19 protein-coding genes and 1 pseudogene are annotated in these 20,205 nt (G+C 60.2%); 11 read left to right on the plus strand and 9 right to left on the minus strand.

Features of this window, described 5'->3' with window-relative positions; genetic code table 11:
- Position 1 precedes the first annotated feature (1 nt).
- Both AC1DLT_RS19985 and AC1DLT_RS19990 read right to left on the minus strand, forming a co-directional pair.
- Entirely contained in the window at positions 2 to 1,552 is a 1,551-nt protein-coding gene (locus tag AC1DLT_RS19985) for an ABC transporter substrate-binding protein (protein WP_477487890.1), read from the minus strand.
- Between the two features lie 19 nt (positions 1,553 to 1,571).
- A complete protein-coding gene (locus AC1DLT_RS19990; protein WP_477488009.1) occupies positions 1,572 to 2,885 on the minus strand; it encodes a M20 family metallopeptidase in 1,314 nt (437 codons plus the stop codon).
- A gap of 116 nt (positions 2,886 to 3,001) precedes the next feature.
- On the opposite strand from AC1DLT_RS19990, the gene AC1DLT_RS19995 reads away from it, so the two are divergent.
- On the plus strand, positions 3,002 to 3,766 hold the full coding sequence (locus AC1DLT_RS19995) for a GntR family transcriptional regulator (RefSeq protein ID WP_477481900.1): 765 nt from the start codon (positions 3,002 to 3,004) through the stop codon (positions 3,764 to 3,766).
- Positions 3,767 to 3,830: 64 nt separating this feature from the next.
- On the opposite strand, the gene AC1DLT_RS20000 is transcribed toward AC1DLT_RS19995, so the two are convergent.
- Together AC1DLT_RS20000 and AC1DLT_RS20005 are read right to left on the minus strand one after the other, a co-directional pair.
- Positions 3,831 to 4,223, minus strand: coding sequence for a nuclear transport factor 2 family protein (locus AC1DLT_RS20000; protein ID WP_477487891.1), 393 nt, complete (start codon positions 4,221 to 4,223; stop codon positions 3,831 to 3,833).
- 6 nt (positions 4,224 to 4,229) lie between these two features.
- On the minus strand, positions 4,230 to 5,126 hold the full coding sequence (locus AC1DLT_RS20005; RefSeq protein ID WP_477487892.1) for an MBL fold metallo-hydrolase: 897 nt from the start codon (positions 5,124 to 5,126) through the stop codon (positions 4,230 to 4,232).
- Between the two features lie 177 nt (positions 5,127 to 5,303).
- Between AC1DLT_RS20005 and AC1DLT_RS20010 the strand changes: the two genes are divergently transcribed.
- From AC1DLT_RS20010 to uxuA, 7 genes are all read left to right on the plus strand, one after another.
- Positions 5,304 to 6,218 carry a LysR substrate-binding domain-containing protein gene (locus tag AC1DLT_RS20010; RefSeq protein ID WP_477487893.1) on the plus strand — a complete coding sequence of 305 codons (915 nt, stop codon included), beginning with the start codon at positions 5,304 to 5,306 and terminating at the stop codon, positions 6,216 to 6,218.
- A gap of 103 nt (positions 6,219 to 6,321) precedes the next feature.
- Entirely contained in the window at positions 6,322 to 7,035 is a 714-nt protein-coding gene (locus tag AC1DLT_RS20015) for a FadR/GntR family transcriptional regulator (protein WP_040124396.1), read from the plus strand.
- A 56-nt stretch (positions 7,036 to 7,091) separates the two neighbouring features.
- Positions 7,092 to 8,066, plus strand: a complete 975-nt coding sequence (locus AC1DLT_RS20020) for a sialic acid TRAP transporter substrate-binding protein SiaP (RefSeq protein WP_477487894.1) — start codon at positions 7,092 to 7,094, stop codon at positions 8,064 to 8,066.
- 181 nt (positions 8,067 to 8,247) lie between these two features.
- The gene (locus AC1DLT_RS20025; RefSeq protein WP_477487895.1) at positions 8,248 to 8,826 is read left to right on the plus strand and encodes a TRAP transporter small permease; all 579 of its coding nucleotides are present in this window, start codon (positions 8,248 to 8,250) and stop codon (positions 8,824 to 8,826) included.
- 4 nt (positions 8,827 to 8,830) lie between these two features.
- A complete protein-coding gene (locus AC1DLT_RS20030) occupies positions 8,831 to 10,237 on the plus strand; it encodes a TRAP transporter large permease (RefSeq protein ID WP_477487896.1) in 1,407 nt (468 codons plus the stop codon).
- A gap of 68 nt (positions 10,238 to 10,305) precedes the next feature.
- A complete protein-coding gene (locus tag AC1DLT_RS20035; RefSeq protein ID WP_477487897.1) occupies positions 10,306 to 11,361 on the plus strand; it encodes an L-idonate 5-dehydrogenase in 1,056 nt (351 codons plus the stop codon).
- 10 nt (positions 11,362 to 11,371) lie between these two features.
- Positions 11,372 to 12,571, plus strand: coding sequence for a mannonate dehydratase (gene uxuA, locus AC1DLT_RS20040; RefSeq protein ID WP_477487898.1), 1,200 nt, complete (start codon positions 11,372 to 11,374; stop codon positions 12,569 to 12,571).
- A 52-nt stretch (positions 12,572 to 12,623) separates the two neighbouring features.
- On the opposite strand, the gene AC1DLT_RS20045 is transcribed toward uxuA, so the two are convergent.
- From AC1DLT_RS20045 to AC1DLT_RS20055, 3 genes are read right to left on the minus strand one after another with little or no spacing between them, the layout of a single operon-like run.
- Positions 12,624 to 13,763, minus strand: a complete 1,140-nt coding sequence (locus AC1DLT_RS20045) for a mandelate racemase/muconate lactonizing enzyme family protein (RefSeq protein ID WP_040125716.1) — start codon at positions 13,761 to 13,763, stop codon at positions 12,624 to 12,626.
- A gap of 13 nt (positions 13,764 to 13,776) precedes the next feature.
- Positions 13,777 to 14,697 (minus strand): dihydrodipicolinate synthase family protein, encoded by a 921-nt coding sequence (locus AC1DLT_RS20050; RefSeq protein WP_477487899.1) that lies wholly within the window; start codon positions 14,695 to 14,697, stop codon positions 13,777 to 13,779.
- Entirely contained in the window at positions 14,690 to 15,409 is a 720-nt protein-coding gene (locus AC1DLT_RS20055; RefSeq protein ID WP_247031325.1) for a GntR family transcriptional regulator, read from the minus strand. The genes AC1DLT_RS20050 and AC1DLT_RS20055 overlap by 8 nt, the downstream gene beginning before the upstream one ends.
- 92 nt (positions 15,410 to 15,501) lie before the next feature.
- Here AC1DLT_RS20055 and AC1DLT_RS20060 point away from each other — a divergent pair.
- Positions 15,502 to 15,603: pseudogene (locus AC1DLT_RS20060) on the plus strand (D,D-dipeptide ABC transporter permease); the annotation flags it as partial.
- Positions 15,604 to 15,726: 123 nt separating this feature from the next.
- Positions 15,727 to 16,617, plus strand: a complete 891-nt coding sequence (locus tag AC1DLT_RS20065) for a hypothetical protein (RefSeq protein ID WP_477481892.1) — start codon at positions 15,727 to 15,729, stop codon at positions 16,615 to 16,617.
- Positions 16,618 to 16,688: 71 nt separating this feature from the next.
- On the opposite strand, the gene AC1DLT_RS20070 is transcribed toward AC1DLT_RS20065, so the two are convergent.
- Positions 16,689 to 18,110: an ATP-binding protein gene (locus tag AC1DLT_RS20070; protein WP_477487900.1), complete on the minus strand. Its 1,422-nt coding sequence runs from the start codon at positions 18,108 to 18,110 to the stop codon at positions 16,689 to 16,691.
- A gap of 183 nt (positions 18,111 to 18,293) precedes the next feature.
- Between AC1DLT_RS20070 and AC1DLT_RS20075 the strand changes: the two genes are divergently transcribed.
- Complete coding sequence (locus tag AC1DLT_RS20075; protein WP_247135552.1) at positions 18,294 to 19,142, plus strand: MipA/OmpV family protein; 849 nt, start codon at positions 18,294 to 18,296, stop codon at positions 19,140 to 19,142.
- 121 nt (positions 19,143 to 19,263) lie between these two features.
- On the opposite strand, the gene AC1DLT_RS20080 is transcribed toward AC1DLT_RS20075, so the two are convergent.
- Entirely contained in the window at positions 19,264 to 19,986 is a 723-nt protein-coding gene (locus tag AC1DLT_RS20080) for a response regulator transcription factor (protein WP_040124382.1), read from the minus strand.
- Between the last annotated feature and the right edge of the window lie 219 nt (positions 19,987 to 20,205).

Raw genomic sequence — 20,205 nt, forward strand, 5'->3', positions numbered from 1 at the left:
GTTAGCCGCGCTTGGGCGCCTTGTCGGTCAGGGAGGCGTAGTCGAGGCGGAAGACCGAGGCGCGTGGATGCGCTTCGTAACCCTTCACCCAGCTCCGCTTGGCCGACAGCACGTCGAAGAAGGACGGGATAATCGAGGGTACTTCCTCGTTCATCAGTTCCTGAGCCTTGGTGTAAAGCTCGGTGCGCTTGGCTGCGTCGATCGTGCCGCGAGCTTCGGCGACCAGGGCGTCGAAGGCCTTGTTGTTCCAGCGCGTCTCGTTCCAGGAGGCATCCGAGGTATAGAGAAGCTTGAAGATTCCGTCCGGAGTCGGCTGCATGTTGTAGAAGCCGACGTAGAAGCTGCCCTTCTTCCACACCTGCTCCAGATAGGTGGCATGCGGCATTGTCTGGACGTTGATGGTGATGCCGGCTTCCTTGGCCATTTCCTTGAGGGCGACGGCAAGCTGCGTGCGCACCGCCGGGCGGTCGGAGGCGATGAGCGTTGCTTGCAGGCCATTCGGGAAACCGGCTTCCGCGAGCAGCTTCTTGGCTTCCGCGATATTCTTCTGGCGCTGTTTGGCAGCCTTGAAGAACTGGTAGGACGGGTTCAGCGGCGTGTCGTTGCCCGGCGTTCCAAAACCTTCGGTAACGAAGTTGACCATCGCCTCGCGATCGACCGTGAGCGCGATCGCACGGCGGACGCGCGCGTCGTTGAACGGTGCGGTGTCGCAACCGAAGTTGATGTTGCAGAACTGGCCGGACGGCGTGCGCAGGACCTCGACGCCGTCATTGCCGTCGAGCCGCAGGTATTCGGTCGGCTGCAGCGTCGAGATGATGTCGACATTGCCGGCGATCATCGCCGAGCCTTCGGCGGAGATATCCGGGAATACCTGGACTTCGATACGATCGAGATAAGGGCGTGCCGGGTCGTAATAGTTCGGGTTGCGTTCGACGACGATCAGGCGGTCCGGCTCGTAGGATACCAGCTTGAACGGGCCGGTGCCCACAGCCTTGGTGGAAAGGCTCTTGAGATCGCCGGTGGCGATCGAGGCCGGAATGATGCGAGCGTTGGTGTAGGCCATCGCGACCGGCAAGTCGGCATAGGCGCCGGAGAGCTTGAACTGCACTGTCGTATCGTCGACGGCGACGATGTCGGAGATCGGGCCGACATTGTTGCGGCCGGGCGACGCGGTTGCCGGATCGAGGATTGCCTTGAAGGTGGCGACGACGTCCTTTGCCGTGAACGGCGAGCCGTCATGGAAGGTCACGCCCTTGCGCAGCTTGAACGTCCATTCGGTCAGGCTGCCATTGGGCGTCCAGCTTTCGGCCAGATCCGGCTCGACCGACATGTCGACCTTCAGGCGTGTCAGATTGCTATAGAGCAGCTCGGTCACCAGGTATTCCGGGTTGACGCGGGTCAAAAGCGGATGGATGACGCTTGCAGCCTGGTCGACGGAGATGCGCAGCGTGCCGCCCTTGGCCGGCTTTGCGGTCTGCGCCAGGCCAAGCGCCGGTGCAGCAAAGACGGCGGCGGTGCCGGCGAGGAAGAGGCGACGTTTCATTTCCAGCATTTTTCAGTTCCCTTATGGTTCAGGCGCGGTTTTCAGGAATGGAGTCGGCGGCAAAGCCCGCCGCGAGATAGGCCAGTATGCTTTTCGCCAGGGCGATGATGTCCTGGCGGGTGGTATGCTCTTCGGGACTGTGGATGCAGCTTTCCGGGCGGCCGAGCCCGCCCAGCAGCACCTCCTGTGCAAAGCCGGACTTCTGCACGTAGCCGAAATCGGAGCAGCTTGCGGCGCCCCATTTTTGAAAGTCTTCCGGCTTGTAGCCGAAGCCCAGCGACAGCGCCTCTTGCCAGCGTGGCCAATGCGGACCTTCCGGATCGTCCGTCGGGATGAGGTGTCCGACCAGATCAATTTTGAGCCCCAGCCCCGTGCCGGCAACGCTGTCGCGGATCACGCTTTCGATCTCGGCGCGCGCATCCTCATAGCTTTCTTCCGGAGCGTAACGGCGGCTGACGAGAATCTTGATCTCCGCCGGCACCTGTCCGCCGGCGGTGCCGCCATTCACGGCCGAAATCGAAAGCTGCGGTCGCAGCGGACCTGACGCGTGCGGCGGCGGCGCCAGCGCGGATGCCCGGCTGGCCACGTCCAGCTTCAAGACCATCAGGGCATTGAGCATGGGCAAGGCGCCTTCGATCGCATTGATGCCGGCGCCGGTGCGATTGCCTTCGCCGGCATGAACGGCGTGCCCCCTGATCGTCACCTGCAGATGGAAGACACCGAAGCATCCAGCCCAGATGCGCGGCGCCGCGGACCCGTTGAAATTGAGGATATGACCTTTCAACTTGCCCTGCTCCGCCAGATAGCGAATGCCGGGATAGAGGCCTCCTTCCTCATCGGTGCAGAGGAGCAGCATCGGATCGTAATAGAGAGGCAGGCCGCATTTTTTGGCGGCGCGCAACGCCAGCAGGGTGGCTGCGATCGTGCCCTTCATGTCCGCTGCCCCGAGCCCGAACAGATCGTCACCCTCGACCGTCAGCTTCAAAGGATCGCGTGCCCAGCCAGGCGCGGCCGGGACCGTGTCGACATGATAATAAAGACCGCAGACGGGCTTTCCCATTTCGCGGGTGGCAATGAGATTGGTCCGCTGGCCGGATGCCGGTCCCCCGGCCACGTACCAAAGATCACGCGGCACGACGACCCGCTCGAACTCAAACCCCAGGGGCGAAAGCAGTTCGGCCATCAGATCGGCAAAAGCGTCATAGCCCAGACCCGGCGGGAATGAGGTGTCAACTTCGATCATCCGGGCCAGATCATCGACAGCAACCTCGACATCCCGCTCAATCGCTGCCATGGCAGGTCCAAGGATCTGTTGCGAAGAAGCTGGCTGCGGCGTGGTCATGGCAGTGTCCTCGGTACCCGTCGCGCCAGCCTCCCCAGCTTGCGCTTTAATATAAACTATATAGTAATACTGCGTAGATCGAGACCCCGAGTCAACTCCAAAGAAGAGGCAAATCATTGCCGGAACTGCCCAATAATTCATCAGGAGTGATCAAGCTGACGGAACTGTCGTTGCCGCTCTATGAAGTGGTCAAACGACAGATCACCGAAGCGATCATGCTCGGCAAGCTGGAACCGGGTTCGGTTCTGCCGAGCGAAGTGGCGCTGTCGCAAACCTATGGCGTGGCCGTGGGCACCATCCGGCGGGCGCTGATGGATCTCACCAATGACGGCCTTCTCAGCCGTCGTCGCAAGACCGGCACCGTCGTGACCGGCCGCAAGCCGCAGCACAGCCTGCGCCTGTTTTTTCAGTATTTTCGACTGCACGGGCTGGACGGTTCGCTCAGCAAATCGGTTACCAAGGTGACTTCGCTCGACAGGAGCGTTGCTTGTGGGGCCGATGCGCGAAAACTTCAGATCGAGGAAGGCTCGCCGATCGTCACCTTCCACCGGGTGCGTTACGTCGACGAGCGGCCGATCATGCACGAGACACTGACGCTTTCCCGCGAACGCGTTCCGGACTTCCCGGAAAGGCCGGAGGAAATCCCTCAGCTCTTCTACCTGCATCTGCTGGAAAATTACGGGATCCGCATCTCGGCCATACGCGAACAGATCGGTGCCGATCTTGCGAACGATTTCGATGCCCGGTGGCTGGATCTGGCCCTACCCGCTGCCGTTCTGACGATCGACGAGGTCGCCTATGATCAACTGGCGGTCCCGGTTCTCATCTCCGCCCATCGCGCGACGACTGCACACCATAGGTATGTCAACGAGGTTCAATGAGAATGTGGCCGTTGACGGTGGTGGACGACTATCCTGAACGGGAAGGTCGTCCATCCTGCCGCCGTCAGTTCTCCAATGCCTGCATGACGAGATGGCTGTCGACATATTGGACCATGGTGGCGATCTTGCCATCCGATACGCGGTAGAGATGGGCAAAGCTCGCGGTCATGGACTTGCCCGTGGCCTTGTAGGTGCCGGAATAGAAGCCGAAGGCGGCTACGCGATCGCCGTCTTCCAGATAGGTATGGACTTTGGCGCTGTAGCCGATCCATTCGGTGGCGAGCCGGTGAAAGACACCGGCGATGATGGCGTCGGTTCCCACATAGGTGCCGGCATAAGGAAAGCCTTCGGCCTCCGTCCAGCTCGCATCGGGCGCCAGGGCCGCAACTAAGTTGCGGCCATTATCTTCCGAGGTGCCCTCATACGTGGCGCGGATGAGATCGAGATTTGCACCCATGACCGGTCAGCCCCACTTCATCTCGCCTGTGGCGACCTTGGAGCCGATGTCCAGAGCAATGCCCATGCCGAGGCCCGGGAAGCGTGCTTCTATCGCCGCCTTGAGTTCGGGCGAGCCCTTGGCCTTGGCAAGTTCTTCCTCGAACGCCTTCAGATAGGCAAGGGTATGCGCGACACCTGAAAGGTCAGTCGACGCTTCCGGGGTCATATGGCCGGCGACCACGATTGCCGGTTTGCGCGCTGCGATCTTCTCGAGATTGGCGATCCAGGCGGCCCGCAGTTCGGCGCTGTTGGTGTCCGCGGTCCAGACGTGGACGCCATTGAAGATCAGCACCCCGCCGAAGACCGCGTTCAGGGAAGGGACGAAGAGATAGCGGCGATTGGACAAGCCTTCCGCGTCGACGATCTCGATGGTTTCGCCGTCCACCGTCAGCGTCTTGCCGTCAAAGGCTTCCGGAAGAACGACGTCGGCCAGTGTCTGCGGACCGTTTTCCTTGAGCTGCGGACCCCAGACGGCGAGCTTCTTCTCGACGCTGCCCTTGATGGCGGCAACCGTAGCCGACGCGGCGATTACCTTGGCATCCGGGAAAGCCGCCTTGATCGGCCCAAGGCTGAAATAATAATCCGGATCCGACTGGCTGATGTAGATCGTAGTGAGCGTCTTGCCAGTCGCCTTGATCGCGTCCGCCAGCGCCTTGCCGTCTGGGAGCGTGAAGCCGCCGTCGATCAGTACGGCTTCCGTCGCACCGGAAACCAGAACGGGAGCGCGGAAAAAGCCGTTCTGCCCGGCGGGGAAATGCTTCCAGGTCAGGGTTCCGGCTGCATGGCCAAGTCCTGCAGGCGCAAAAACGGCGGTGGCGCCGGCGGCGAGAGTGGTTTTCATGATCGTTCTCCTTGTAAACATGGAATGTCTCCGGGGGCTTCGTTCGCTATCTGGGACTGAGAGATGACAGCCTTGCAGGTTTCGCCTCTCCTGCCTCGCTCCTTGTGAAGCCAAAGATGACACGGCGAGATAGAACGAAGAAGACCAACAAATACGACAGAATGTATGCTATAAGTTGACAGTCACGCGGGGGCTTTTATGCAAGAAGCGAGAAATCTCAACCGGCTCGCCTATTTTGTCGCTGTCGTCGACGCGGGATCTTTCACCCGGGCGGCGGAGTATCTCGGCATTACCAAGGCAGTCGTCAGCCAGCAGGTTGCCAGGCTCGAACAGGAGGTCGGCACCACGTTGCTGATGCGCACGACGCGGCGGGTCCAGCCTACCGAGGCAGGACAGATGTTTCACGCCCGTTGCGTGTCGATCCTCAGAGAGGCCGAGGATGCGCTGGGGGAACTGGCTCAAGCCAGGTCGGAACCCAAGGGCCTGTTGAGGATCACCGCACCCTACGACTATGGCACGTCGGTAGTCGTGCCTTTGGTCACCGCCTTCACGTCCCGCTATCCGGATTGCAGGGTGGAACTCAATCTCAGCGACAGGATGGTCGATCTGGTCTCTGAGAACATGGACCTCGCCGTTCGCGTCGGGTGGCTGGCCGACTCAAGCCTCCAGGCCAGACGGATCGGCTTCTTTCGGCAATATCTTGTCGGCCCGCCTCAGTTTGCCGCACGACTAGCGGAATTAAACGGGCTCGCCGATTTGCCCGCCCTGCCCTTCGTTGCCAATAACGCGCTGCGAGAACCTTTGGAATGGACGTTTACGCGCGGTGATCAGGAGGCACTCACGGTGCGGTTCAAGGCGTCTATCGCCATCAATACCACGCCGGCGGTCATGGAAGCGGTAAGGCAAGGTGGCGGATTGTCCGTGCTGCCGGATTTCCTCGCGACTGCTGAGTTGGCCGATGGACGCCTTCTCCACGTCCTGCCTGAATGGCAGCTACCGTCGGGCGGCGTGTTCACGGTCTATCCGGCTGCACGTTTTCGCCCGCCTAAAGTGTCTGCGTTCGTGGACATGCTGATAGCGGCGCTGAGAACGGAACCGCCGCGCGTGGAATAGGCAGATGGACACTTGACAGATTTTTCAATTAACCCATAGTAGAAATTGGTCAGACAATCTGACCGCTTGCGCATCAGAGGAGTGATGCGCTCGGAGGAGTTCGATGTTCGTGGCCTTGGAGCCGCGCCGGCTTTATCGCCAGGTTGCGGAGCAGATTCGTACACTGATCGATACGGGGGAGTTGAAGCCGGGTTCGAGGCTTCCGCCCGAACGAGAGCTTGCCGAGCGATTTTCCGTTTCCCGGCCGACGGTCCGCGAGGCTCTGATCGTGCTCGAGGTCGAAGGCCGGATTCAGATCCGGATGGGATCCGGCGTCTATATCAGCAGTACTCCGCGACAGCCCGCCAGCGTCCTGCCGAACGACGAAGGAGGCGGTCCCCTGGAAATCCTTCAGGCGCGCTGCCTGATCGAAAGCAGCATCGCGGAGGAGGCCGCGCGTCTGGTGACGCCCGATGGCATCGCCCGGATCGATCTGCTTTTGGAGCGCATGGAGCAGTCGCTGGACGACGGCCCGGTCGCTCTTGCCTGCGACCGCGATTTTCATACGGCGATCGCCGACATCATCGGCAATTCGGCCCTGAAGCACTTCACCGGGCTGATCTACGATACGCGGATGTCGCCCTATTTCACGAAGCTCGCCAGCTATTTCGAAGGGCCGCACACATGGAAGCTGGCGCTTGAGGAGCACCGCATCATTCGTGACGCCATTGCAGCGGGAGACCCTGCCGCGGCACGCGAGGCCATGCGCCGTCATCTGACGCTGGCGCAAAAGAGATTCTCGGAAAGCTTCGAGGAGGAGCAGACCAGAGAAGACTGACCGTCCATCATTGCGGTGGGGTCGACCATACAGTTCCGTTTCACTGGGAGGAAAGAATGAAACACCGACTGAAGACATTGCTTGGCGCCGCCGCAGTCATCATTGCATCGACGCTTTCGGCGCATGCCGAAACCGTGCTGAAATGGGCTCATGTCTATGAGACATCCGAGCCTTTCCACACCGACTCGGTCTGGGCTGCCGGCGAAATCGCCAAGCGGACCAATGGCCGCTACAAGATCGACGTATATCCGGCTTCACAGCTTGGAAAAGAAGCCGACATCAACCAGGGCCTCAAGCTCGGCACCGTGGATATCATTATCTCCGGCTCCAGTTTTGCAGCGCGCGATTACAAGCCGATCGGCGTCACCTATTATCCCTATATCTTCCGCGATGCGAGCCACCTGATCGCCTATACCAAGAGCGACATCTTCAAGCGTCTCGCCAAGGGCTATGAAGACAAGACCGGCAACCATATCGCCGCCGTAACCTATTACGGAACGCGCCACACCACATCCAACAAGCCGATTTCAAAGTGCGCCGACCTTCAGGGCGTGAAGATGCGCGTGCCGGATGTTCCGGCCTATCTCGCCATGCCGCGCGCCTGCGGCGCCAATACGACGCCGATCGCCTTTGCCGAAGTTTACCTCGCCCTGCAGAATGGCACGGTCGACGCGCAGGAAAATCCGCTGACCACGATCGAGGCGAAGAAGTTTTATGAGGTGCAGAAGAACATCGTCCTGACCGGCCATATCGTCGACCACCTCAACACGCTGTTTTCGAAGAAGCTGTGGACCAGCCTGTCCGACGAGGACAAGAAGATCTTCTCCGACGTCGCGCAGGAAGCCAGCGTGCGCTCGTCGAAAGCGATCGAAGCCCGTGAAAAGGAACTGGTCGACGAGTTCAAGAAGAAGGGCCTGACCGTGACGGAAGTCGACAAGGCAGACTTCCAGAAGAACGTCGTCGAAAAGGTCAAGCTCGAAGATTTCGGCTATGAAAAGGCCGACTGGGAAGCAATCCGCGCAATCAAGTAAGCCCATGGCGCGGTCTTCGGGCCGCGCCTGTTCGACAATTCCTTCCATTGCGCATGGGACCTGCCGTTTCGGCTGATCATCCGGCATGCTCGCCGCAGCTTTCTGAAGGCTGCGGCGGCTCGCCCGGCCGGCGGACGTTTCCCCGGCGCAGTGAGGTTCATATCCGGACAGGATGCTATCGATGTCAGCGTCGCAGGAAATTCATACCAAGGTCACGCCTGAAGAACTTGCCCATACATTTGACGAGGCGCCAACTGAGGCCAATCTCAGCGCCTATGCGTTCGAGGACTGGATCACCCTGGCCCTTTTCTGGCTGATGACGGGTTGCGTCTTCCTCCAGTTCTTCACGCGCTACGTCCTCAACGACAGTTATGCCTGGACAGAGGAAATCGCCGTCAACTGCCTGATCGGCGTGGTGTTCCTGGGCGCCGTGATGTGCGTGCGCACATCGCGACATATCCAGGTGGATGTCCTCTATCATTATCTGCCCGCCCGCCTGACCCGCGTGATGGCGACGGCGGTGGATCTCATCCGCATCGGCTTCTTCCTCTACGGATCATGGCTGATGTGGCGTTACATGGAGATCGTGGCGGACGAGGAGATGGTGACGGTGCAACTGCCGCGCAACATCGTCTTTTATTCCGTGTTTGCCGCCTTCGTGCTGATGCTGCTGCGCTCGATCCAGGTCTTCATCGCCAACATGCGCCGGGGTTACTCCGTTCTGGAGCGACCGGAAGCTTTCCAGAGCGTGGAGGATTGACGCCATGTTGCTGCTCATAGGCTCGTTTCTTGTCCTGATGCTGATCGGACTTCCGGTCGCCGTCTCCATGGCCGTGTCATCGGTCCTGTACATCGTCTTCTACGATGTCGCGCCCGACATCATTGCCGCGCAGCGGCTGATTGCCGGCGTCGAAAGCTTTCCGCTGCTGGCGGTTCCATTCTTCATCCTCGCCGGCAACCTCATGAATATCGCTGGCGTCACCGGCCGCATCTACGCCTTCGCCGTTGCCCTTGTCGGCTGGATGAAGGGTGGCCTCGCGCAGGTGAACATCATCGGCTCGGTGGTGTTTTCCGGCATGTCGGGCACGGCCCTTGCAGATGCCGCGGGTATCGGCACCATCGAGATCAAGGCCATGCGCGATCACGGCTATCCGGTGGAAGCGGCCGTCGGCGTTACCGCGGCCTCTGCCACGCTCGGGCCGATCTTTCCGCCATCGCTGCCCTTCGTCATCTACGGCATGATGGCGAATGTCTCGATCGGCGCCCTGTTCATGGCCGGCATCGTGCCCGGCGTCGTCATGACGGTGCTGATGATGGTCACCGTCGCGGTCTTTGCCTATGTCAAACGCTGGGGCTCGGATGCCCCGTTCAGCATCAAGGGCCTGATCGGCGCGTCGTCGGAGATCCTCGTCGTGATGATGGTCCCCGTCGGCATCTGGGTGCTGCTGACGCTCGGCCTGTCGCTCAACCTTGCCATTTTCATTGCATTGGCCGTGCTGCTGATATGCGACTGGTATTTCAACTTTTCCGCGGTGATGGCGCTGATGACCCCGGTCATCCTGATCGGCGGCATGACCATGGGCTGGTTTACGCCGACGGAGGCAGCCGTCGCGGCCGTTCTCTGGTCGCTTTTCCTCGGCATGGTGCGCTACAGGACCATGACATTCAGGACGATCGCCAAGGCGAGCTTCGACACGATTGAAACGACGGCATCCGTGCTGTTCATCGTGGCCGCAGCCTCCGTGTTTGCCTGGCTTTTGACCGTCAGCCAGACGGCGCAGCTTCTGTCGAATGCGATTCTCTCCATCACCAGCAACAAATGGATCTTCCTGATCCTGGTAAACCTGCTGATGCTGTTCGTCGGCTGCTTCCTCGATACGATTGCGGCGATTACCATCCTCGTCCCGATCCTGCTGCCGCTGGTCAAGCAGTTCGGTATCGATCCGGTGCATTTCGGATTGATAATGACGCTGAACCTGATGATCGGCCTCCTGCATCCGCCGCTCGGCATGGTGCTCTTCGTTCTGTCGCGTGTCGCGCGACTGTCCGTCGAGCGAACAACGATGGCGATCATTCCCTGGCTGGTGCCGCTCATCATCGCCTTGCTGCTGATCACCTTCATCCCGGCCATCACTCTCTGGCTGCCGACGGAGATGGGACTGATCCGCTGAAACCCGGTCCCGTACGGCTTTCTGAAGCCTACGGGGCACGATCTCTCTGACTGGAAAGGCATCCAAGCATGAAGACGCGCGTCGCTCGTCTCCACGGTATCCGTGACATCAGGATCGAAGATCTTGATTACCGCACGCCCGGCCCGGGCGAGGTGCTGTTGGCCATGGCGGCGGGCGGCATCTGCGGCTCGGACCTCCATTATTACCAGGATGGCGGGTTCGGGCCGGTGCGGGTTCGCGAACCCATCATCGCCGGCCACGAGGCCTCCGGCTTCGTCGAAGCCTTGGGTGCAGGGGTTTCCGGGCTCGATCTTGGGCAACTGGTAGCGGTCAACCCATCGCAGCCCTGTGGCCATTGCCAATACTGCCGGATTGGCCAGCCGATCCATTGCCTCGACATGCGTTTCATGGGCTCGGCCATGCGCCTGCCGCACGAAAACGGCATGTTCCGCGAGAGGCTGGTCGTCCCCGCGATCCAGTGCCATCCGGTGGGACGTGACGTGTCGCCGGGCGAGGCTGCCTGTGCGGAGCCGCTTGCGGTGTGCCTGCATGCCATCGCTCAGGCCGGAGACCTGTCGGGTCGCAACGTGCTGGTCACGGGGGCAGGCCCGATCGGGCTTCTGACGGTTGCCGCGGCCCGGCATGCGGGTGCCGCCAGGATCGTGGTGACGGATCTGGCCGACGCAGCCCTGTCGCGGGCGCCGTCGATGGGAGCGACCGAGACGATCAACGTGGCCTCCGATCCGGACGGGCTCCTCCCCTTCCAGGAGAACAAGGGCAACTTCGACGTGGTGTTCGAATGCTCGGCTTCAGGTGCGGCCCTGCGATCGGCATTTGCCGCGATCAAGCCGCGCGGAACCCTCGTCCAGGTCGGCGTGACCGGTGACATGACCATCCCGCTCAATGCGCTGGTCGGCAAGGAGATCGTCTGGCGCGGCTCGCAGCGTTTCCATGCAGAATTTGCCGAGGCGGTCGATCTGATCGCCACGCGGCGCATCGACGTGCGGCCGATCATCTCGCACAGTTTCCCGCTTGATGCGGCGACCGCGGCTTTCGAACAGGCCGGAGATCGTTCCAAGGCCTGCAAGGTGCAGATCACATTCAAACAAACTGAGAAAGCGTGAAGGACGAGACATGAGACATACGTGGCGCTGGTTCGGCCCGATCGACAAAGTGAGCGTAAGAGACGCGGCGCAGGCCGGCGCGGAAGGCATCGTGTCAGCGCTCCACCACATTGCGACCGGCGAGGTCTGGCCGGTCGACGAGATTTACAGGCGACACGAGGAGATCAAGGCTGGTGGCCTGGTGTGGGATGTCGTGGAGAGTGTTCCGGTTTCCGAAGACATCAAGACGCAGACGGGCGACTGGAAGCGCCATATCGCCAACTGGCAGGAAACGCTGCGGCGCCTGTCGACCTCCGGCATCCGCACGGTCTGCTACAATTTCATGCCGATCCTCGATTGGACACGCACGGACCTGCGCTGGGACACCCGCCATGGCGCCAAGGCCATGCGGTTCGACCTGACGGATTTTGCCGCCTTCGATATCCATATCCTCAAACGTCCCGAGGCTTACCGCGATTACCCGGAATGGCTACAGGAGGACGCGGCGGAACGGTTTTCCGAGATGGCGGACGCCAAGATCGCCGCCTTGGGCAAGAACATCGGGGCCGGCCTGCCGGGCTCGGCGGACGGCTATACGCTCGACCAGCTGCTGGAAAAGCTTCGCTCCTACCAAGGTATCGACCGGGCTCGACTGCAGCAGAACCTTGTCGACTTCCTGACTGAAGTCACGCCCGTGGCGGAAGAGGTCGGCATCAATATCTGCGCTCACGGGGATGATCCGCCCTGGCCGCTGCTTGGCCTTCCGCGCATCTTGTCGACCGAGGCCGATTATGCACATATGCTGGATCAGGTCGGCGCGCGCGCCAATGGCGTGACGCTCTGCACCGGCTCGCTCGGCGCCAGACCCGATAACGATCTGCCCTTCATCGTCTCGCGCTTTGCCGACCGCATCCATTTCGTGCACCTGCGGAATGTGACACGGGACACCGACACGGTCCCCTGCTCTTTCTTCGAGGACGAACATCTGGAAGGCGCAACGGACATGGTTGCGGTGATCGCGGCGCTGCTTTCGGAAGAGGCCCGTCGCTGCGAGGAAGGCCGCGAGGACCACCGCATCCCCATGCGGCCGGATCACGGGCAGGAAATCCTCGACGACCTGACGCGCGGAGCTCAGCCGGGCTACCCCGCCATCGGGCGGCTCAAGGGGCTGGCGGAGCTTCGCGGCATCGAGAGAACTCTGATACATGCCCGCTACGGCTTGCGGGCATGATCATGAGCCACTGGTTCGGCATCGCATGTTTGCGGCCGATCTCCGGCGGTTTTCACGGATAGGCCGTCGAGCCGTCCGGCTTGCGGGTGATCTTGCGCTCCCAGTGGATGTAATCGTCCTTGGCCAGCACCTTTTCGTCGATCTCGATACCCCAGCCCGGGCGATCCGGGCGCAGGTTCATATATCCGTCCACCGGCATATAGGGGTCGAGCGCCCAGGGCGCGTGCACATGCGGCTTGAACTCCAGGATCTTGAAGTTCGGCTGGGCGGCGGAGAAGTGGATGTTCACCGCGGTTGCGAGCGGCCCCATCGGGTTATGCGGTGCGACGGTGACATAGTGGGCTTCCGCGATCGCCGCGATGCGGCGCATTTCGCTGACGCCGCCAACGACGCAGATGTCCGGCTGGATGATGTCGGCGCCGCGGGCGGAGAGCAGCGCCAGGAATTCGAAGCGGTTGTAGAGAGATTCGCCGGTCGCCAGCGGCACCGTTACCTTCGACTTCAATTCCGTCCATGCGGGAATATGTTCAGGCCGGATCGGTTCTTCGTAGAAAAGCGGATCATAGGGTGCGATCGCCGCAGCCAGCTGGACGGCCTGGTAAGGTTCGTAGATCTTCGCGTGTGCATCGAAGGCGAATTCGAAATGCGAAGGGGTGATCTCGCGGATCTTGCCGAAATAGTCGCCCGTTTCCTTCACCAGTTCGCCCCAGCGGCTGTTGTGAAGATCGCGGCGGTAGGGGCTCAGCTTGAACGCGGTATAACCGTAGTCTTCATGGAGCTTGAGCGTCTGATCGAGCGCATCCTGTGGATCCGGTGCGGTATAGACGCCGCAATAGACGCGGACGCGGTCACGCACATTGCCGCCGAGCAGCATGTAGACCGGCAGACCCGCAGCCTTGCCGGCGATATCCCACAATGCGTGATCGATTGCGGAAATCGCGGCAAGACCGAGCGCCCCGGGAGGAAACCGGCACTGTTGGTTGAGCTTGAGGACGAGGAATTCCACGCGGCGCGGGTCTTCTCCCTCGATCTGGTGGAAGAAGTAATCGAGAAGCGGCGGAAGCGCCCAATCGGGGCCATGATTGTAGCATTCGCCCCAGCCGGAAATGCCTTCGCTGGTCTCGATCTTGAGCAGCAGGCGAGGACGGTCGTCCACGCGCTGCATGTATGTCTTTATTCCGGTAATATGCACCTTCGTTTCCTCCTCAGGCGGCAAGCGTTTCGGTTTTGACGCGATCGACGATGGCGCGCAGGATCCGCCGCTCATCCTCGTTGAGGGCGACGACGCCCGGAATGCGCACCGGCCCCACATCGGTGCCGAGCATGCCGAGCGCTTCCTTCACGACTGTCACGTTGGCGCCGTTATTGTATTTCGTGCGCAGCGTTTCGAAGCCGGCGATGCCGTCGATCAGTTGCCGCGCCGCTTCATAGTTGCCGGTCTCCAGCGCCCGGTGGATGGCGTGCGAGCGTTCGGGAAACACGTTGACGAGACCCGAGGTGAAGCCTTTGGCGCCCATGGCGTAAAATGCCGGCGCCCAGCCTTCCGCCAGGCCGCAGACCCAGATCGCGGGAGCGTCGCGGGTCGCACGAATGACTTCTGCGAGCAGCATCAGGTTCGACGAGGCGAACTTGATGCCGGCGATGTTCGGATGCAGGGCGAGCTTTCGAAAATCCTCGACCGAGAAACTATCGCTGCGCACGTAGGCGATGACCGGTACGGTGCAAAACTCCGCCAGTTCCAGGAAATAGCCGGCCTGATAGGACGGCCCGGCAAATGGGTCCATGGGATGGTGGCCCATGATTGCATCAGCACCTTCGGCAATCGCATCCTTGGCAAGCGCCTTTGCTTCGCTCAGCGAGCGACCGACGGCGGCGCTCACCAGCGACATGCCGTCGGCCGCCTTGATCGTGGTGGCATGCACGATGCGAACTTCGTCCATAGTGAGCGTGAAGAACTCGCCGGTATTGCCAGCCGCCATCAAGTTGTGGACCTTGGCAACCGCCAGGCGCCTGATCAGCTCTCCCAGCTTTTCGACGTCGACAGTCCCGTCTTGCCGGTAAGGCGTCACGGGAACACCGGAAATGCCGGTCAGCGCCTTTCTTACAGTCTGAAGCCTGTCATTCACGTCCGATATCCTTTTTGCTGCCGAAAACGATGTTCAAATAGGTTTCGCCGGAGCGCACGACATGGTTGCGCATCTGCCGCTCGGCGAGATCCGCATCACCGGTGACGATAGCCTTAGCGATGGCGGTGTGTTCTTCGAGGGCTTTTTGCCGCTCGGCGGGATCCATGTGGATGACGCGGCGGATGCTGGCGTCATAAAATTGCTGCCGCTCGATCAGTTTCGCCAGATAACTGCAGCGCGAACTGCGGTGAATGTGCTCGTGGAATTGCTCGTTGAGGGAAATGAGGCTGTCCGCATCCGCCGAGGTCGTCGCCTTTGCCATCAGGTCGGCTATTGCCGTCAGCTCGGCGCCGGCAGGCTTGCCGATGCGCTTGGCGGCCAGGTGCGCAATCATCGATTCGAGCGCCGCGCGGGCAAGAATCATCTCCTCCGCCCATCCCATATCGAACCGGATGATGACGCCGCGCCGGGGCAGCGCCTCGACCAGGCCTTCCGTCTCGAGTTGCCGCAGCGCCTCCTTGATCGGCGTGGTACTGACGCCGAATTGTTCGGCCAGGCTGCGCTCGTTGACCTTCTCCCCAGTTGCGAACCGCCCCGCGAGGATGGCAGCCCGCAAGCTGCGATGGACGTGATCGCGCACGGTCATCTGAAATTTCGGGTCGATCTTCGCAAACGGTTCGGACCGTGGGCTTCCGGTGGGCTCAGGAATCATTTTCGCGAAATCCGTTGACGAGGCGGTGAGAGTACAGCATCTGATATACCAGATTTCAGATCTATGTCGATACGGGTTGCGTTCTGCTTCGCGTGCCGCTGTGCGCGCCGTCGATCATCATCCGCCCGACCCTCAACATGTCGGGCATCCTCCTCACGGTCGCCGGTCTCGGCTTTCTCGGCCTCGGCGCCAGGGCGCAACTGGTGGTGGGAACCCGCCGACATCGATGACAATCTTCGGCAACATCATATAACAACTATAAACAATCATTCGCGCCGAAGTCGCTTAGACCGTCTCCAGATTATCGATGGAGCGGCATGTTGGTTACGATTGTTTGCATGAAATGGGGCACGGCTTTCACCGCCAGCCATGTCAATGCTCTTTATGCCGGTGTGCTGCGCAACATGGAGGAGCCGTTCGACTTTGTCTGCCTGACCGACGATCGTCGCGGCCTTGCTTCCGGCATTCTCACTCGTCATATCCCGAATCTCGGCTTGCCTGAGCAGGCGTGGAGACGAGGGTGCTGGCCCAAGATCGGCGTGTTTGCCCCGGGTCTTTTCCCGCCCGGAGACGTCGTGCTTTTCCTCGATCTCGACGTCATGATCCAACAATCCCTCGCCCCGCTGGTCGGCGTGCTTCGGGAGCGCCGTCATTTTGTGATCCAACGGGAATGGAATCCGGATCTCTGGAGCCTTCTCCCAAATAGCTTCAGGCCGGACAGGGGTGCCCAGTCATCCGTCTTTGGATTTCATGCAGGACATGTCGATGGAATTTACCACGACTTTGTAGGCAAAGCTGAGGCGATCATCGCGCAATTCAAAAACGACCAGTCCTACCTGACGCAGGCGGTGCGGCAAAAAAGTTACTGGCCGACAGGTTTCTGCGTCAGCTTCAAGAGAAGCTGCACAAAATACTTTCCGATCAATCTGCTCCTGCCGAGGATCAGGCAGCCGCGGAACGCAAAAATCATCGTCTTCCACGGGAAGCCGAGGCCCTGGGATACGATGGTCGAAAAAGGCCAGCGGTGGGGATCGAAAAGGCGATTTGGCGTCGGCCCCGTCCCATGGATCAAACAATATTTCAACCAGGCGGACGCGATGTTGGCTTCCCTCACCAATGCTGCAGACAATTTCGACGCGGGCGCCCATGCCTCCGCAGCAAATGCCGGCCCAGAGCGGGCAAACCCGCCGAGTTATAGCCATAGCTGAGGTGGTCACCGCGCAGATAGGCGAAGCAAGAAAGTTGCCCGCAGGCGGATTAAGGCCATACGCGCAAGCCTTCACCGCACCTGCGCGGTAATGCCGTCAGCCTGGAGATCTGCTGGAAACGTTAACCGCGCCAAGAGGCCGGATGGCTCCCCGTCCAACAGTTCCAGCGTTCCTCGGTGAGCTTGCACGATTTCCCCAACGATGGACAATCCCAGCCCGAACCCGGCGTTGCCGTCAGTCCTCGCCGCATTCAGCTTGAAGAATGGCTCCAACACCTGCGCACGTGATTGCTTCGGTATCCCGGGGCCGTTGTCCGATACGTCGACAACGACCTTGTCTCCGCGTCGCTTCAGCTCGATTGCGACCTTGTCGCCAAATTTCACAGCGTTTTCACAAAGGTTGGTCACTGCACGCGTTATCGCGAGGGGCTTGCAATTGGCGGACAGATGATTGGGGCCGATATAATTGATTTTGTGACCCACATCGTCAAATTCGCTGCAGATCGTCTGCAGAGTCGTTGCCAGGTCGATCGTCTCTACCTGCTCTCGATGATGGTCGTCACGCAGATAGCTGAGGCTCTCTTTGAGGAGACTATCGATGCGAGAGATATCCGCCAGCAACATATCGCGCAATTGCCCGTCGCCGACCCGCTCTACTCGAAGTCTCAGTCTCGTCAATGGCGTGCGCAGATCGTGGCTCACCCCGCGCAGCATCCGCGTCCTGCCTTGAATCATATCGGTGATACGATCGCTCATCCCGTTCAAGGAGCGCGCAACAGCGACGATCTCTACGCTGCCTTCCTCTTCGAAGATTACCCGGCCGGATGTGATGTCAGCATTCGCAGCCGCGGAAGCAATCTTCCGTAGCGGCCGCGTGATTGCCCAGACCCCGAACGAAGAAAACAGCACGATCAAAGTAATAACCGCCACCAGATAATCGAGGACCTCGCTCCAGAACGCCGTGCTGGGAAGGCCGTCCAAAACGAGGATTGTTTTATCGTCAATCTCAGCTGAGACGACGCGCTTGTCATCAACAAAGGTCTTCCAGCCGCCGAGTGGCGTCTGTCTCCCATCGGGCGAAAAAAGCCAGTCTATCGTAGCGTCCAGCACACTTTCCTCCGGCCATGAGCTCTTGAACGTTTCCGCAAAGGCGCGAGGTCGCAGAGTGAAGTGCCAACCGGCACGATTGGCTGCTTGAAGAACGATGTCGCGCTCTTCGGGCGTGGACGTTTTGAGGATGGAGCTTATCGTGAACACACTGTCGGCGAGTTCCTCAACATCAACTAGCGAGTATCCGCTTTCAACCCGCTGCTTGAGAAAAGAGCCGCCTAAAACGGTGATGGTGAGGCTGAGAAGAATGACGCCCGTGATCTGACTATGGATCGTCGATAGGCCTGGAAGCCGGCGAAAGAACATGAGCACCCTTTTGGAATTGAGAAGCGCGCTTGAGCCGAGGCCGCTCGGCGAACCGGAAACATAGTCGAACTCCCTCACAAGATCCCGCGTTTCCTGCTGCGCGATTATTACGTTTTGTTACGGCGGGGCCGCCTCGTTGCCGATCGCGGCGGGCTGCAACAAAGTGCAACAAAAAAACACGCAACCGAGGGCTCCAGCATGAAACACAAGCCATCGCAGGCTCCTCTGTTGGGGGGACTGATAACCTGTTCTGGAGCCCTTATGCTACATCTTAAAAAAGCCAAGCGGCGTCTTTCGCCCCTCGCCTTATGCGCCGCATTCAGCGTTGCGGGATTTTCTCCAAACGCCTATGGCGCCGACCAGACCGCCACCGAGCAGACGCCGGAGCCACCTTTCGACAAGCAGCGTTTCGACAAACGCCAACCGGAGCGCAATTGGAGCCTGATCCTTGGCGCAGGCGCTTCTTACGAGCCCAAATACGAAGGGAGCGACGAATTTGAAGTCAGCCCCATTCCCTTCGTCGTGTTTACCTACGGCAAATGGTTGGAAATCGATCCAGGTGGGATCAGCGTCACTGTCCTGGATCAAGGCGGATTTTCCATTTCCGCTGCGGTTGGCTACGAATCAGGGCGGGATGAGGGTGACGGTGATCGCCTCCGCGGCCTCGGCGACATCGACTTCGCCGCAACAGTCGGCGCAAAAGTCGGCTATGATTGGGGTCCGGTCAAAATCTATGCGAGCGTCGACCAGACCATCAATGGCAGTGAAAGCCTGATCGGAAAGTTTGGGGTAGAGTACTCGGCCCCGGTCACGGAGCGTCTCATTCTGGGCGCACGCGCCGAAGCCACCGTGGCCAATGACAAACATATGCAGGCCTATTTTGGCGTCGATGCCGCTCAGTCGGCACGTTCAGGCCTGCCTGAATATAAAGCGGAAGCAGGCTTGAAGCGTGTCGACCTTTCTGCCTCTGCCACATACGCACTGAGCGATCATTGGTTGGTGCGTGGTGAAGCAGGCATCGGAGTGCTCACCGGAGATGCCGCGGATAGCCCGATCGTCGAGAAGAAGATCCAGCCTTCCGTTTCTGCTTTTGTTGGCTACAAGTTCTAAAGCCGGCGAGCGAAGATAAATGGCGTGTCGCCTGCACGGATCGCATCCGATCCGCAGGCGACATGCGTTGCCGTGCGCAATATGGCAGTTGCGGCGGCGGAGAAAGATCGCGGCCGCTACTTCAGACCTCCTCCACCGACGCGGTGAACGTATATCCTCCCAGCCTGACCGTCTGCAGGAGCGTTGGCTCGCGAGGATCAGCCTCGATCTTTTGGCGGAGGCGGCTGATATGCACATCGATACTGCGCTCGATCGGCCCAGCCAGCCCGGAATGGGTAAACAAGAGCAGCTCCTCGCGGGTGATGACCCTGCCCGGATTTCTGCAGAACGCCAGCAGAAGATCGAATTCCGTCGTTGTCAAAGCGATGCGAGCGTTGCCGGGGTCGTGAAGCCGGCGCCGCATCGGGTCAATCACCCATCCGTCAAACCGCAGCTTCCTTTGAGCAGAGCTACTTGTCAGTCCGTAGGAGGCGCGACGCAGGAGACTGCGAATCCGAGCGACCACTTCTCTTGGGCTGAAGGGTTTCGTAATGTAATCATCGGCGCCGACTTCCAGTCCCACGATCCGGTCGACTTCCTCTCCGAGTGCCGTCAACAGGATTATCGGGATCGTTCTTTCCGAACGGATGCGTTTGCAAATGCTCAGGCCATCTTCGCCCGGCAGCATGACATCGAGGATGATCAGATCATAGGAATTGCTGCGAAGCAGGGACTGCATCACGTTTCCGTCCTCAGCCACGGTCGGCAGCATCCCGCTTTCCTGAATTGTCGACGCCAGAAGATTGCCGATTTCGAAGTCGTCTTCCACGATCAATATCTTCGCGGATGCTGAATTGGGCTGCATAGGTCTTTTCCTGTTTAAGGACCCGACAATGGGCCGGCTGCTGGTCCTCGAATATTTCGCTTTATTAAGTTTTGTTACGGTCACTACACGCAGTGATACCAAACGCGCCCAGCCATGGCGATAAGAGCCGCAGCCGCTCGGCAACATACGGCAGGGCCGGCCAGGTGGTTGGCCGGCCCTCCATTGGTAGTGCAAGCGTCCTTGCGGCGCCTGCAACCT

It is taken from the genome of Neorhizobium sp. 05N33, from assembly GCF_056397445.1.